The 14,294-nt window shown below is 73.4% G+C and carries 13 protein-coding genes; 3 read left to right on the forward strand and 10 right to left on the reverse strand.

Annotated features, from left to right (window positions below; genetic code table 11):
• Nucleotides 1-18: 18 nt before the first annotated feature.
• From FGW37_RS26685 to FGW37_RS26710, 6 genes are all read right to left on the reverse strand, one after another.
• Complete coding sequence (locus FGW37_RS26685; RefSeq protein WP_179083372.1) at nt 19-1,236, reverse strand: acetyl-CoA C-acetyltransferase; 1,218 nt, start codon at nt 1,234-1,236, stop codon at nt 19-21.
• A 43-nt stretch (nt 1,237-1,279) separates the two neighbouring features.
• Entirely contained in the window at nt 1,280-2,422 is a 1,143-nt protein-coding gene (locus FGW37_RS26690; RefSeq protein WP_179083373.1) for an acyl-CoA dehydrogenase family protein, read from the reverse strand.
• Nucleotides 2,419-3,558 carry a CaiB/BaiF CoA transferase family protein gene (locus tag FGW37_RS26695; protein ID WP_179083374.1) on the reverse strand — a complete coding sequence of 380 codons (1,140 nt, stop codon included), beginning with the start codon at nt 3,556-3,558 and terminating at the stop codon, nt 2,419-2,421. The genes FGW37_RS26690 and FGW37_RS26695 overlap by 4 nt, the downstream gene beginning before the upstream one ends.
• A gap of 208 nt (nt 3,559-3,766) precedes the next feature.
• Entirely contained in the window at nt 3,767-4,144 is a 378-nt protein-coding gene (locus tag FGW37_RS26700; RefSeq protein WP_179083375.1) for an MmcQ/YjbR family DNA-binding protein, read from the reverse strand.
• A gap of 101 nt (nt 4,145-4,245) precedes the next feature.
• Nucleotides 4,246-5,181 (reverse strand): dihydrodipicolinate synthase family protein, encoded by a 936-nt coding sequence (locus tag FGW37_RS26705; protein WP_179083376.1) that lies wholly within the window; start codon nt 5,179-5,181, stop codon nt 4,246-4,248.
• Between the two features lie 55 nt (nt 5,182-5,236).
• Nucleotides 5,237-5,758 carry a hypothetical protein gene (locus FGW37_RS26710; RefSeq protein ID WP_179083377.1) on the reverse strand — a complete coding sequence of 174 codons (522 nt, stop codon included), beginning with the start codon at nt 5,756-5,758 and terminating at the stop codon, nt 5,237-5,239.
• Nucleotides 5,759-5,884: 126 nt separating this feature from the next.
• Between FGW37_RS26710 and FGW37_RS26715 the strand changes: the two genes are divergently transcribed.
• Entirely contained in the window at nt 5,885-7,522 is a 1,638-nt protein-coding gene (locus FGW37_RS26715) for an ABC-F family ATP-binding cassette domain-containing protein (protein ID WP_179083378.1), read from the forward strand.
• A gap of 266 nt (nt 7,523-7,788) precedes the next feature.
• Here FGW37_RS26715 and FGW37_RS26720 read toward each other — a convergent pair whose 3' ends face one another.
• Nucleotides 7,789-10,209: a Tex family protein gene (locus FGW37_RS26720; protein WP_246430581.1), complete on the reverse strand. Its 2,421-nt coding sequence runs from the start codon at nt 10,207-10,209 to the stop codon at nt 7,789-7,791.
• A 135-nt stretch (nt 10,210-10,344) separates the two neighbouring features.
• Nucleotides 10,345-11,220 (reverse strand): SCO6745 family protein, encoded by an 876-nt coding sequence (locus FGW37_RS26725; RefSeq protein ID WP_179083380.1) that lies wholly within the window; start codon nt 11,218-11,220, stop codon nt 10,345-10,347.
• A gap of 199 nt (nt 11,221-11,419) precedes the next feature.
• Here FGW37_RS26725 and FGW37_RS26730 point away from each other — a divergent pair, with 199 nt between their 5' ends.
• The gene (locus tag FGW37_RS26730) at nt 11,420-12,070 is read left to right on the forward strand and encodes a DJ-1/PfpI family protein (protein WP_179083381.1); all 651 of its coding nucleotides are present in this window, start codon (nt 11,420-11,422) and stop codon (nt 12,068-12,070) included.
• 54 nt (nt 12,071-12,124) lie between these two features.
• Here the strand turns inward: FGW37_RS26730 and FGW37_RS26735 are convergent, their stop codons facing one another.
• On the reverse strand, nt 12,125-12,931 hold the full coding sequence (locus FGW37_RS26735) for an enoyl-CoA hydratase/isomerase family protein (RefSeq protein ID WP_179083382.1): 807 nt from the start codon (nt 12,929-12,931) through the stop codon (nt 12,125-12,127).
• A gap of 252 nt (nt 12,932-13,183) precedes the next feature.
• Here FGW37_RS26735 and FGW37_RS26740 point away from each other — a divergent pair, with 252 nt between their 5' ends.
• Nucleotides 13,184-13,681: an ATP-binding protein gene (locus FGW37_RS26740; protein ID WP_179083383.1), complete on the forward strand. Its 498-nt coding sequence runs from the start codon at nt 13,184-13,186 to the stop codon at nt 13,679-13,681.
• Here the strand turns inward: FGW37_RS26740 and idi are convergent.
• Nucleotides 13,656-14,267, reverse strand: coding sequence for an isopentenyl-diphosphate Delta-isomerase (gene idi / locus FGW37_RS26745; protein WP_179083384.1), 612 nt, complete (start codon nt 14,265-14,267; stop codon nt 13,656-13,658). The genes FGW37_RS26740 and idi overlap by 26 nt on opposite strands.
• Nucleotides 14,268-14,294 lie beyond the last annotated feature (27 nt).

Genomic DNA, 14,294 nt, shown 5'->3' on the forward strand with positions numbered 1-14,294 from the left:
GTGAAGGTCCGCCGGAGGCTACACGCGCTCGACGACGGTGGCGATGCCCATGCCGCCGCCCACGCAGAGGGTGACCAGGCCGTACTGCTTGTCCTGGCGTTCGAGTTCGTCGATGACGGTGCCCAGCAGCATGGCGCCGGTGGCGCCGAGCGGGTGGCCGAGGGCGATGGCACCGCCGTTGACGTTGATCTTGTCGAGGCCGATACCCATCTCGCGGGCGAAGTGCAGCACCACCGCGGAGAAGGCCTCGTTGACCTCGATCAGGTCGATGTCGCCGATGGTCAGGCCCGCCTTGGCGAGCGCCTTGCGGGAGGCGGGGGCGGGGCCGGTCAGCATGATGGTGGGGTCGGAGCCCGAGACGGCGGCGGAGACGATGCGGGCCCGCGGCGTCAGCCCGTAGCGCTCGCCGGTCTCGCGGTTGCCGATGGCGACGAGGGAGGCGCCGTCGACGATGCCGGAGGAGTTGCCCGCGTGGTGGACGTGGTCGATCTTCTCGACCCAGTGGTACTGCTGCAGGGCCACGGCGTCGAAGCCGCCGGCCTCGCCGATCGAGGCGAAGGAGGGCTTGAGCCCGGCCAGGGTCTCGACGGTGGTGCCGGGGCGGGGGTGCTCGTCCCGGTCGAGGACGACGAGGCCGTTGCGGTCGCGCACGGGGATCACGGAGCGCTCGAAGCGGCCGTCCTTCCACGCGGCGACGGCGTTCTCCTGCGAGCGGGCGGCGAAGGCGTCCACGTCCCGCCGGGTGAAGCCGCCGAGGGTCGCGATCAGGTCGGCGCCGATGCCCTGGGGCACGAAGTTGACGTCGAAGTTGGTCATGGGGTCGGCGAACCAGGCGCCGCCGTCGGAGCCCATCGGCACCCGCGACATCGACTCCACGCCGCCGGCGAGGACGAGGTCCTCCCAGCCGGAGCGGACCTTGGCCGCGGCGAGGTTGACGGCTTCCAGGCCCGAGGCACAGAAGCGGTTCTCCTGCACGCCGGCGACGGTGTCGGGCAGGCCGGCGGCGATCGCCGCGATCCGGGCGATGTCGGAGCCCTGGTCGCCCAGGGGGCTCACGACGCCGAGCACGATGTCGTCGACGGCGGCCGGGTCCAGGCCGGGCAGGCGGCGGCGCAGCTCGTGGATGAGGCCGACGACGAGGTCGACGGGCTTGGTACCGTGCAGGGCGCCGTTGGCCTTGCCGCGGCCGCGCGGGGTGCGGATCGCGTCGTATACGTACGCTTCGGTGCTGCTCAAGGTCGTGGGCCTTTCGGGGCGGGGGACGCTGGTCGGGGGTGGATCAGGAGAGCAGGGAACGGCCGATGATCTCCTTCATGATCTCGGTGGTGCCGCCGTAGATCGTCTGGATCCGGCCGTCGGTGAACGCCTTGGCGACCCGGTACTCCGTCATGTACCCGTACCCGCCGTGCAGTTGCAAGCAGCGGTCGGCGACGCGCTTTTGCAGCTCGGTCGCCCACCACTTGGCCATGGAGGCGTGCACGGCGTCGAGCGTGCCCGCGGTGTGCTCGGCGATGCAGCGGTCCAGGAAGGTGCGGGTGACGGCGCACTCGGTGGCCATCTCGGCGATCTCGAAGCGGATGTGCTGCAGCTTGGCGAGCGGACGGCCGAAGGCCTCGCGCTCCTTGACATAGCCCGTGGTGAGCTCCAGCAGGTGCTCGGCGGCGGCGATCCCGGCGACGGCGATGTTCATCCGCTCCTGGGCCAGGTTGGTCATCAGGTGGACGAACCCGCCGTTGAGCTCGCCCAGCAGGTTCTCCTTGGGCACGCGCACGTCGTGGAAGAAGAGCTCGGCGGTGTCCTGCGCCTTCTGCCCGATCTTGTCGAGGTTGCGGCCGCGCTCGAAGCCGGCCATGCCGCGCTCGACGACGAGCAGGCTCAGGCCCTTGGCCCCGCCCTCGGGCGTCGTGCGCGCCACGACGACCACGAGGTCGGCGAGGATGCCGTTGGAGATGAAGGTCTTGGAGCCGTTGAGCAGCCAGTGGTCGCCGCGGTCCTCGGCGGCGGTACGGATGCCCTGCAGGTCGGAGCCGGCGCCCGGCTCCGTCATCGCGACGGCGGTGATGATCTCGCCCGTGCAGAAGCCGGGCAGCCAGCGCCGCTTCTGCTCCGCGGTGGCGAGGCCCGTCAGATACGGTCCGACGATGTCGTTGTGCAGCCCGATCGCGAGGCCGGCCGCCCCCGCGCGGGTGAACTCCTCGGTGAGCACGGCGCTGTAGCGGAAGTCGCCGGTGCCCCCGCCGCCGTACTCCTCGGGCACCGCGAGCCCGAGCAGGCCCTGGCGCCCGGCCGCCCGCCAGGCCTCGCGCGAGACGATGCCGTCGCGCTCCCACTGCTCGTAGTGCGGGACGACCTCCTTGGTGAGGAAGGTCCGTACGGTCTCGCGGAAGGCATCGTGCTCGGCGGTGAAGATCTGGCGCTTCATGACTGCGGGCCCTTCTGGAGCGACTCGAGGCTGGGGACGTCCCAGTCCCGCGCCACCTCGGCGGTGTCCGCGCCGGGCCGCGCGGGCGGGCGGCGGACGGAGCCGGGGGTGGCGGAGAAGCGCGGGGCGGGGGCGGGCTGGGTGAGACCGGCGTGCTCGACGAAGGTGCCGCGGGCGGCAAGGTGCGGGTGGGCGGGGGCCTCGCGCAGGGAGAGTACAGGGGCGACGCAGGCGTCCGAGCCCTCGAAGACGGCCGTCCACTCGGCGCGGGTGCGCGTGCGGAAGCGGGCGGCGACGGCGGCGCGCAGCTCGCCCCAGCGGGAGGGGTCGTCGCGGGCGGGAGCGAGCTCGGCGAGGCCGAGGAGCTCCATGAACTCCGCGTAGAAGCGCTGCTCCAGGGCGCCGACCGCCATGTGGCCGCCGTCGGCCGCCTCGTACGTGCCGTAGAAGGGCGATCCGCCGTCGAAGAAGTTGGCCTCGCGCCGGTCCTGCCAGGCACCGGCGGCCAGCATGCCGTGGAGGAGCGCGGTGAGGTGGGCGGTGCCGTCGACGATGGCCGCGTCGACGACCTGGCCGGTGCCGCCGGCGCGGGCGTGGTGGAGGGCGGCGAGGACGCCGACGACCAGGTAGAGCGCGCCGCCGCCGAAGTCGCCGAGGAGGTTGGCGGGGAAGGCGGGCGGCCCGTCGGCCGGGCCGGACAGGCCGAGGGCGCCGGTGACGGCGATGTACGCGATGTCGTGGCCGGCGGTGTCGGCGAGGGGGCCGTGCTGGCCCCAGCCGGTCATCCGCCCGTAGACGAGGCGGGGGTTGCGGGCGAGGCAGGCGTCGGGGCCGACGCCGAGCCGCTCGGCGACGCCGGGCCGGTAGCCCTCGATCAGCACGTCGGCCCGGGCGGCGAGGTCGAGGACCGCGCGGCGGCCGTCGGCGGTCTTGAGGTCGGCCGTCACCGAGCGCTTGTTGCGGTTGGTGACGTCGCGGGACGGGGCGATGTGCAGGCCCGGGCCGCCGGGCCGGTCGACGCGGACGACGTCGGCCCCGAGGTCGGCCAGGAGCATGGCGGCGAACGGGCCGGGCCCGATTCCCGCGAGCTCGACGACGCGCACGCCGTCGAGCGGACCGCTGGCTGTCCCGGTCATCCGGACCCCCTGTGGCTTTGTGAACCGACTTCGGTGACACGACCCTGGTGCGCGTGCGCGACCTTGGTGACACGACGTCTGTGACGCGACGTCTGTGACACAACCGCTGTCACACTCGCGATGCTAAGAACAGGTTCCAGTTTTCACAAGACCTCGGCTCCCGGCCGCGGCGTCACATCGCTCCCCCGGTAGCGCACTTAGGGCCTGCTCAGTGCGCGTCGAGCTCGGCGATGAGGCGCTTGGGGGCGATGGTGCGGTAGCTCTCCTCCACCCAGTCGCACAGCACCTCCGCCGGGGCGCTCTCCCCGGTGAGCGGGATCGACACCCAGCCGTGTCTGCCGAGGCCGTAGGAGGTGGGCGCCGCGCCGGGGACGGCCATGGCGTGGCCGTGCACCTCCTCGTCCTTGAGCTTGACCGAGATGCCGGGCGACTCGGTGTTCCCCTCGGAGCCGAGGAAGACGAAGATCTTCTTGTTGACCTTGACGACGGCGTCCTCCTCCCAGGGGAACTCCTCGACGGTGCCGGGCAGCGAGAGCGCGAATTCCCGCACCTTCGCGCGGGCCTTGAGAGGGGCGGACAAGGTCATGGGATGCCTCCGGGGTAGTGCGCGTGCGCCTCTGTGCCTCTATGTCTCTTGCATGTCTCTTGTCCGTACACGCTAGCCCTCGGGTGTGACATCGCCCGGGATCACAGCAGCCCGGCCTCCGCCAGGTGGTGCCGCACGGCGTCCACGGCCGCGCCAGGCAGGGGGCGCTGCGGGGCGGCCGCCGCCGGGCAGTCGATGACCCCCAGGAGGTGCAGGGCCGCCTTGAAGCCGCCCAGTGCGGACGCGCTCCAGCTCATGCCGGTGAGGTCGCCCGTCTCGATGAGGGCGAACAGGGCCGCGAGCCGGTCCTGTTCGGCCGCCGCCTCGGCCCAGCGGCCCGCACGGGCGTGCTCGTACAGCCGTACGTACCCGGCCGGGTCCACGTTGCCCAGCCCCGGGACGACGCCGTGCGCCCCGGCCAGCAGGGCCCCGTCGACCGCCAGTTCGGACCCGGTCAGCACGGCGAACGAGTCGTCGAGACCGCGGCGGCGCAGCTCGACGAGGAGCCGGCGCAGCCCGCCGAGATCACCGCTGCTGTCCTTGAGCCCGGCCAGCGTCCCGTCCTCGGCGAGGGGCAGGAGGATCCCGGCGTCCAGCCTGGTGGGGACGGACGAGGGGATGTCGTACGCGACGAGCGGCAGCCCGGCGCCGGCCCGGATGCGGCGGAAGTGGTCACGGACCTCCACGGGGTGGGTGGCGGTGTAGAAGGGCGCGGTGGCGACGAGCGCGTCCGCGCCGAGCGCGGCGGCGGCCCGCGCGTGGTCCAGGACGCGCGCGGTGGTCATGTCGACCACTCCGGCCAGCACCGGCACCCGCCCGGCGACGGCGTCGACGGCGGCCCGCAGCGCGGTGCGGCGCCGGGCGTCGTCCAGGTAGGCCGTCTCCCCGCTGGACCCGAGCACGAAGACCGCGTGGACACCGGCGGCGAGCACATGCTCCACGAGCGAGCCGAGCGAGCGGGTGTCGACTTCGCCGGACGGGGTCAGCGGCGTGCAGAGCGGCGGAACGACCCCGGACAGGGGAACGGGCAGACCCACGGCGACCGCCTTTCCGGCGCGGTAGGGCCGCGCCGAGCCTTCGGAGGGGGCGAGATCAGTATGTCGGCGCCAGTGACGCCCGGATGCGGTCCAGCCCCCGCAGCACCTCGTCACGGTTCTTCGCCTGCTTGATCCATGCCGGGAGGCGGCCGATGACCCCCATCTTGCGCCAGGGCTCGTACCAGGGGTCGTGCTCGCGCAGGGTCGCCTGTACGTAGTGCCGCAGCAGGCCGAGGTGTTCGGGGTTGTACGCCCACAGGAGGCCGTGCCGCGTCCGCACCTGGAGCCACAACGGCACCTGGAACCAGGGGTCGTTCATCTCGAGGTCGCTGTACCAGTGGAAGGTGACCGGCTGCCTGCTGTCCCGCGTCCGGGACAGCCCGCAGTGGCGGCACACGAGCCGCCGCTCCGTGGACCACGTGGGCGTCGCGCTGCCGGCGTCACGGGGCTCCGGAACGACCTGCGCTTGCCGCTCGCACTTCGGGCAGCGTACGAGCACTCGGCCGGCACAGGCGAAGTGGTACTTGTTGTGTCCGGGGTCCCGGAATCGGAGAGGCGGAGCGGAGGGGGCGGGCATCGCCCCAGTATGCGCGGTACGTCCTTGCGGATGATCAGCGGTCCGGAGTGAGAAGGGATGCCGCCCCGGACCACCCGAGAAATCCGGTACGACCTCCTCCGCCACTCCGGTTAGAGTCGACCCGTTATGAGTGCCACTCTCGTCGCCAAAAGTCTCGCCGCCGGACACGGCGACCGCACCCTCTTCTCCGGGCTCGACCTCGTCGTCGCGCCCGGGGACGTCATCGGTCTGGTCGGTGCCAACGGGGCCGGTAAATCCACGCTGCTGCGGCTGCTCGCCGGGCTGGACGTGCCGGAGGAGGGCGGGCTCTCGCTCAGTCCGCCGACGGCCACCGTGGGGCATCTGCCGCAGGAGCCCGAGCGGCGGCCGGGGGAGACCGTGCGGGCGTTTCTCGCCCGCCGGACCGGGGTGGCCCGGGCCCAGGCCGAGCTGGACGCCGCCACGCAGGCGCTCGTGGACGGCGCGCCGGGGGCCGACGACGCCTACGCCACCGGCCTCGACCGCTGGCTCGGCCTCGGCGGTGCCGACCTGGACGAGCGCGCCGAGGAGGTCGCCGCCTCGCTGGGGCTGTCCGTCGGGCTCGACCGGCCCATGACCAGCCTCTCCGGCGGCCAGGCCGCCCGCGCCGGGCTCGCCTCCCTGCTGCTGAGCCGCTACGACGTCTTCCTGCTGGACGAGCCCACCAACGACCTCGATCTCGACGGGCTCGCCCGCCTGGAGTCCTTCGTCACCGGGCTGCGCGCCGGCACGGTCGTGGTCAGCCACGACCGCGAGTTCCTGACCCGTACGGTGACCAAGGTCCTCGAGCTCGACCTCGCCCAGCAGCAGGTCCGCCTCTACGGCGGCGGCTACTCCGCCTATCTGGAGGAGCGCGAGACCGCCCGTCGGCACGCCCGCGAGGCCTACGAGGAGTACGCCGACACGCGCTCCGGCCTGGAGGACCGCGCCCGCACCCAGCGGAACTGGATGGAGAAGGGCGTCAAGAACGCCCGCCGCAAGGCGAGCGACAACGACAAGATCGGCCGCAAGTTCCGCACCGAGTCCACCGAGAAGCAGGCCGCCAAGGCCCGGCAGACCGAGCGGCTCATCGAGCGGCTGGAGGTCGTCGAGGAGCCCCGCAAGGAGTGGGAGCTGCGCATGGAGATCGCGGCGGCGCCGCGCTCCGGCGCGGTCGTGGCCACTCTGCGCGGCGCCGAGGTGCGCCGGGGGTCCTTCGCCTTCGGCCCCGCCGACCTGCAGATCGACTGGGCCGACCGGATCGCGGTGACCGGCGCCAACGGCTCCGGCAAGTCCACGCTCCTCGCGGCCCTGCTCGGCCGGCTGCCGCTGGACGCCGGGCACGCGGCGCTGGGCCCGGGCGTCGTCGTGGGCGAGGTGGACCAGGCGCGGGCCCTTTTCTTCGGTACGGAGGCGCTGCTGGACGCCTTCGCTGCGGCCGTCCCCGACCTCGCGCCCGCCGACGTCCGGACGCTGCTCGCCAAGTTCGGACTGAAGGCCGATCACGTGCTGCGCCCGGCGGTGACCCTCTCGCCGGGCGAGCGGACCCGTTCGGCGCTGGCCCTGCTGCAGGCGCGCGGGGTCAATCTGCTGGTCCTGGACGAGCCGACCAACCACCTCGACCTTCCGGCGATCGAGCAGCTGGAGTCCGCGCTGGATTCGTACACGGGCACGCTGCTGCTGGTCACGCACGACCGCCGGATGCTGGACGCGGTCCGTACGACCCGCCGGATCGAGGTCTCGGAGGGCCGTCTCACGGAGCGCTGACGCCCGGCCTGCGGCCCGCACCGCGGTGCGGGGCGGGCCGTACCGCCGGTCTGCCGCGTCGTGGTTCCACGCCGTTGCGGCGGCAGGAAACGTGCCCGCCGCAGTGCGCGAGCGCCGCGAGGGCACGGCCCGGCGGGAAAGAGCCACCGCACGGAAGAACCGTCGCCCGGAAAGAGCTGCCGCGACGGCGAAGTGCCACGACGTGGCGGGTCCGGCGGAATGGACAGCCGGCCGGGCCCGCCACGTACGTCGTGGTTCGTCCTGCGCTAGCGGAGGCCCGCCCTGCGCAGGGCCTCTGCCATCGCGTCGTTCACCGGAGCCGCTTGCCCGCGCTCGCGGGAGTTGCCGCGGCGCTGCTGCGGCGCACCCGCAGCCGCACTCGTGCCCGTACCCCGGCGTCCCGAGCCGCGCTCGGAGCCCCGCTCGGAGCCCCGCTCCGGGCGCGGACGACCGCCTCCGCCCCCGCCGGACGGCGCCCCCGCCTCGTCGTCCAGCCGCAGTGTCAGCGAGATCCGCTTGCGCGGGATGTCGACGTCCATGACCTTGACCCGCACGATGTCGCCGGGCTTGACCACGTCCCGCGGGTCCTTCACGAACGTCCGCGACATGGCCGACACGTGCACCAGGCCGTCCTGGTGGACACCCACGTCCACGAACGCCCCGAACGCGGCCACGTTGGTGACGACGCCTTCCAGGATCATCCCCGGCTCCAGGTCGCCGATCTTCTCGACGCCCTCCTTGAAGCTCGCCGTCTTGAAGGCGGGTCGCGGGTCGCGGCCGGGCTTCTCCAGCTCGCGCAGGATGTCGGTGACCGTCGGCAGGCCGAAGGTGTCGTCGACGAACTCCTCCGGGCGCAGGGAGCGCAGCACGGAGGTGTTGCCGACGAGGGAGGCGACCTCGCCGCCCGTGCTCTTGACCATCTTCCGCACCACCGGATACGCCTCGGGGTGGACGCTGGAGGCGTCCAGCGGGTCGTCCCCGCCGCGGATGCGCAGGAAGCCCGCGCACTGCTCGTAGGCCTTCGGGCCGAGCCGGGCCACGTCCTTCAGCGCCCGGCGGGACCGGAAGGGGCCGTTGGAGTCGCGGTGGGCGACGATGTTCTCGGCGAGGCCGGAGCTGATGCCGGAGACGCGCGCGAGCAGCGGCGCGGACGCGGTGTTCACGTCGACGCCGACGCCGTTGACGCAGTCCTCCACGACGGCGTCGAGCGAGCGGGAGAGCTTCACCTCGGACAGGTCGTGCTGGTACTGGCCGACGCCGATCGACTTGGGGTCGATCTTGACGAGCTCGGCGAGCGGGTCCTGCAGGCGGCGGGCGATCGAGACCGCGCCGCGCAGCGAGACGTCCAGCCCGGGCAGCTCCTGGGAGGCGAACGCGGAGGCGGAGTAGACCGAGGCGCCGGCCTCGGAGACCATCACCTTGGTGAGCTTCAGCTCCGGATGACGGGTGATCAGATCGGTCGCCAGCCGGTCCGTCTCGCGGGAGGCGGTGCCGTTGCCGATGGCGACGAGCTCCACGCCGTGCTCCCGGGCGAGGCGGGCCAGCGTGGCGAGCGAGGCGTCCCACTTGTTCTGCGGGACGTGCGGGTAGATCGTCTCGGTGGCCGCGACCTTGCCCGTGGCGTCCACGACGGCGACCTTCACGCCCGTGCGGAAGCCGGGGTCGAGGCCCATCGTGGCGCGCGTGCCGGCCGGGGCGGCGAGCAGCAGGTCGCGCAGGTTCGCCGCGAAGACGCGGACCGCCTCGTCCTCGGCGGCCTGGCGCAGCCGCAGCCGCAGGTCGATCCCGAGGTGGACGAGGACGCGTGTGCGCCAGGCCCACCGCACCGTGTCGCCCAGCCACTTGTCCGCCGGCCGGCCGCGGTCCGCGACGCCGAAGCGCTGCGCGATCATCTGCTCGTACGAGCTCGGGCCCGCGGCCGCCCGGTCCGCCTCGTCCGCCGGCTCGGGCTCCAGTGTGAGGTCGAGGACCTCTTCCTTCTCGCCGCGCAGCATCGCCAGCACGCGGTGCGAGGGCAGCTCGGTGAAGGGCTCGGCGAAGTCGAAGTAGTCGGCGAACTTCGCGCCCGCCTCCTCCTTGCCCTCGCGCACCTTCGCGGCCACGCGCCCGCGCGTCCACATGCGCTCGCGGAGCTCGCCGATGAGGTCGGCGTCCTCGCCGAAGCGCTCGGTGAGGATCGCCCGCGCGCCCTCCAGGGCCGCCGCGGCGTCCGCGACGCCCTTGTCCGCGTCGACGAAGGCGGCGGCCGCGGCGAGCGGCTCGGTGCCCGGGTCCCCGAGCAGCCCCTCCGCCAGCGGCTCCAGCCCGGCCTCCCGGGCGATCTGCGCCTTCGTGCGGCGCTTGGGCTTGAAGGGCAGGTAGATGTCCTCCAGCCGGGCCTTGGAGTCGGCGGCGCGGATGCGCGCCTCCAGGGCCTCGTCCAGCTTGCCCTGGGAGCGCACGGACTCCAGGACCGCCGTGCGGCGCTCCTCCAGCTCGCGCAGATACCGCAGCCGCTCCTCGACGGTGCGCAGCTGCGCATCGTCGAGCATCTCGGTGGCCTCCTTGCGGTAACGCGCGATGAACGGCACGGTCGAGCCGCCGTCGAGCAAGTCGACCGCGGCCTTCACCTGCCGCTCCCGCACGCCGAGCTCCTCGGCGATCCTGCCTTCGATCGACGCCCCGGGCGACGCACCAATTGCCGTCACGATCACGCTCCGCTTTCTCTTCGGGCTGCGGTCTGCATTGTGGCAGGTGCCGCCGACAACGCGGTGCGTGAGCCTCGCGGCGGCGCCGCGGCGGCCGCCCGGGGCCCGGCCCGCGGCGCGGCCCGGGGCGCCGCGTCAGGCGTTGCCGAGCAGGTCCGCGGGGAAGGCGCCCGCGAGCATGGCCGCCTTCGCGTACTCCTTGCCCAGGGCGGTCAGGCGCTCGACGCCCGCCGCTCCCAGGTGCTCGTACGGCGCGGCGTCGAGGCGGTCCGTCTCCGCCTCCAGCTCGTCGCGCAGCGCGGCGCCCGCCTCGGTCAGCTCGCCCTCCGCATCCAGCAGCCCGCGGGCCCGCAGCCGGTCCCGGCCGGCGGCGAGCTCGTCCTCGGTCCAGCCGCGCGTGGCGACGAGCCACTTGGTGGTCATGCCGCCGCCGGTGGCGGTGTGGCTGACGAGGGCCTCGACCGGGTCGAGACCGGCCCGTACGAGCGCCATGATGTGGCCGTCCCCGCGGTGCTCGCGCAGGAGCGTGGCGGCGTGCCAGAGCGCGAGGTGCGGTGCGCCGGGCACCGGCAGGTCGGCGTGGGCGGAGTACAGCGGGCGGCCCCCGCGGCTGCAGCCCTCGGTGGCGCGCAGGGCGAGCTCCGCGGCCTCGGCCATCTCGGGGGCGGCCACGGCGTCCTCGCCGAGCAGCCTGCGGAGCGTCGCGTCGGCCGCGCGCAGGCGCGCGGCGAGGGCGTCCTGCGGGGAGACGACGTCCCAGACGCCCGGAACATGACGGGCGATCAGTTCGTGCTTGGAGTTGTAGTACGCCGCGGTGACCGTCCCGGCGCCGACGCGGCCGAGCGGGGCCGTGCGCCCGGCGATGTTCGCCGCGTTGTCGTCCTCGACGCCCAGGCCCGCCATCTCCCGCAGGTAGTCGGGAGAGAAGTACACCGTCGCGTGGAGGGCGTTGAGCCACTGGTGACAGCGGCGTCCGGCGAGCTCGGGCAGGGGCCCGTTGAGTGAGGTCATGCCCGCACGTTACCGACTGGTCGGTACGGCGGGAAGTGGCCGGCGGGCACCGCCCGGCGGCGGCAGGAAATGCGCGTCGTGCCCGGCCACGCGCTCCACGACGCCCCGCCCCGCATACCCTCCTGGTGCCCGGCGGCGAGGCACCCGCGCCCCCGGCCCCCGCCTGACCCGCATCCGACACACCGGAACGAGGACCACCGTGCAGATCGCCTTCCTGCTCTACCCGGGCTTCACCGCCCTCGACGCCATCGGCCCGTTCGACACCCTCGGCCCGCTCCCCGGCGCCGAGGCCGTGCTCGTCGCCGAGCGCCGGGGGCCCGTGCGCAACGACAGCGGCAACCTCTCCCTGGTCGCCGAGGCCTCCCTCGCCGAGGTCACAGCCCCCGACATCGTCGTCGTGCCCGGCGCGCCCGACCCGAGCGGCCCGATGGCGCCCGGCCCCGTCCGGGAGTGGCTGCAGGAGGTGGACCGCACCACGACGTGGACGACGTCCGTGTGCTCCGGTTCCCTGGTCCTGGCCGCCGCCGGGCTGCTGACGGGCCGTCGCGCCACCTGCCACTGGCTGTACCTGGACAAGCTCGCCTCCTTCGGGGCGGAGGCGACCGGCGAACGCGTCGTCACCGACGGCAAGTACGTCACGGCCGCCGGCGTCTCCTCCGGCATCGACATGGGGCTCACGCTCGCGGGCCGGATCGCCGGAGACCGCGCCGCACAGTCCATCCAGCTGCTCATCGAGTACGACCCCCAGCCGCCTTACGACGCGGGCTCGCCGGAGAAGGCCCCGGCCGACCTCGTCGCCGAGTGGCGGAACGTGGACCTCACACAGATGCTGAAGACCAGGGCCCCGTAAGGGGCGCGGGGAACTGCGCGACCGGCCACAGACAGCCCGCAGCCGAGAAAGAGCTCAGCAACCGGGAACGGAAAGGCCGGTACGGAGGTCAGACCCTCCGTACGGCCCCTCGCCGGCGGCCCAAGTGAACCGCGGCGCCCTGCGCTCCAGAAACGCGGCGACGCCCTCCGCGGTGTCGCCGCTGCCGCGCTCCTGCTGCGCCCAGTGCGCGATCCGGTCCGGGGCCGCGGGGCCCGCGGCGAACTCCTTCGCCGCGGCCTGCGTCAGCAGCGAGCGCGAGGCCAGCACCTGCGCGAACTCCGCCACCCGCTTCTCCAGCGCTTCCGGCGGCCACACCTCGTCCACCAGGCCCGTCCGCAGCGCCCGCGCGGCATCGATCAACTCGCCGGAGAAGAGCAGGTACTTGGCCGCCGAGGGGCCGGTCAGCTCCACCAGCCGCCGCGTGGAGGAGGCCCCGTAGACGATCCCCAGCTTCGCCGGGGTCACCCCGAAGGACGCGTCCTCGGCGGCGAACCGCAGGTCGCACGCGGCCGCCAGCTGGCAGCCGCCGCCCACGCAGTGGCCGCGCACGGCCGCGAGCGTGGGCTTGGGGAAGGCCGCCAGCGCCTCCTCGGCCGCGATCGCGAGGTCCCGCGAGCGCTCGGCGCCCTCGGTCAGGGTGGAGATGTCGGCGCCCGCGCAGAACGTGCCGCCCTCGCCGGTGAGCACCAGCACCCGGACGTCCGGGTCGCCGGCGCACCGCGCCAGCAGCTCCGGCAGGGCCCGCCACATGTTGGTGGTCATGGCGTTGCGCTTGGCGGGGTGGGCGATGCGGACCGTCGCGACGCCGTCGGCGACGTCCAGGTGAAGTGCGGGCTCCATACGCCGGATGCTATCCGGGCCCGCCGGACGCGCCGGCGGGTTCCCCCGGCGCCGGGGTGGAACAAAGCGCTCCGGATCGTTCATGGAGCGTGGAACAGGGTGGCCAGGATCAGTCGCGTCAGTGACCGTGGCATACGCACACGATCAAACTCCGTCGATAGCCGCTGATTTGTGGTCACCCCGCCGGTACGGACCCTCATCTTCCCAACACTCGTGGTTGCGGTCGACCATGGTGAGGGGTTGGTATCGGACATGGAAATCCTCGGGAGCGTCCCGCCCGAACCGGGGCAGGCCCCACCCCGGCGCCCGGTCGAATTCGACGGGGCCTGGCGGTTCACCGCTCCCGCGCTGCACTCCTCCGTCCCCCGGGCGCGGCACGCCGTGCGCGACCTCCTCCGGCACCAGCGCGTGCCGCTCTGCGAGGATCTGCTGCAGGGGCTGCTGCTGATCGTCTCGGAGCTGGTCACCAACGCCGTCCAGCACGCCGCACTGCTCTCGCCCGAGGTGGCCGTGGAGGTCTCCATCGGACGGCACTGGATCCGGGTGGCCGTCGAGGACGACCATCCCTACCGGCCCAAGCCCCTGGAGGCGGACGACGAGCGCATCGGCGGCCGCGGACTGCTGCTGGTCAAGACCATCTCCGACGAGGCCGGCGGCATGTGCGACGTCGAGCACACCGCGAACGGCGGCAAGGTGGTCTGGGCCGCCCTGCCGCTCCCCGCGCCTACCAGCCCGCCGCGTCCCCGGTGATCTCGCGCACCACGGGGCGCGCCGCATCCAGCACCGTCATGAACCACGCGGAGAAGGGGAGGCGCGCCCGCAGCGCGTCCAGCTCGGCCGGGGTCACGAACGCGGTCTCCGCGATCTCCTCCGGGGCCGGGCGCGGCTCGGCCCGCACGATTCCCACGAAGAGGTGGTTGTACTCCTGCTCGACCAGGCCCGAGTCCGGGTCGGGGTGGTTGTAGCGCACGGTTCCGGCCTCGCGCAGCAGCGCGGGCGCGATCCCCAGCTCCTCGCCCGTGCGGCGGGCCGCCGCCACGAACGGGGGCTCACCGGGATACGGGTGACCGCAGCACGTGTTCGACCACACACCGGGGGAGTGGTACTTCTCCAGCGCCCGCCGCTGCAGCAGCAGCCGGCCCTCGTCGTCGAAGAGGAAGACCGAGAAGGCCCGGTGCAGTCTGCCGGGGGCGATGTGGGCGGAGAGCTTCTCCGCCGTGCCGATGGTTCTGCCGTCCTCGTCGACCAGCTCCAGCATGATCGGTTCGGCTGACTCCTCCTGGGAGGGGGCAGCAGCGGTGTCGGCGGAGAGGCCATTGGCTGGTGTGATCGGCATTGACCATCCTCGTTGTCGGTCTTCGAC

It is taken from the genome of Streptomyces rectiverticillatus (assembly GCF_013394065.1).
Lineage (GTDB): Bacteria > Actinomycetota > Actinomycetes > Streptomycetales > Streptomycetaceae > Streptomyces > Streptomyces rectiverticillatus.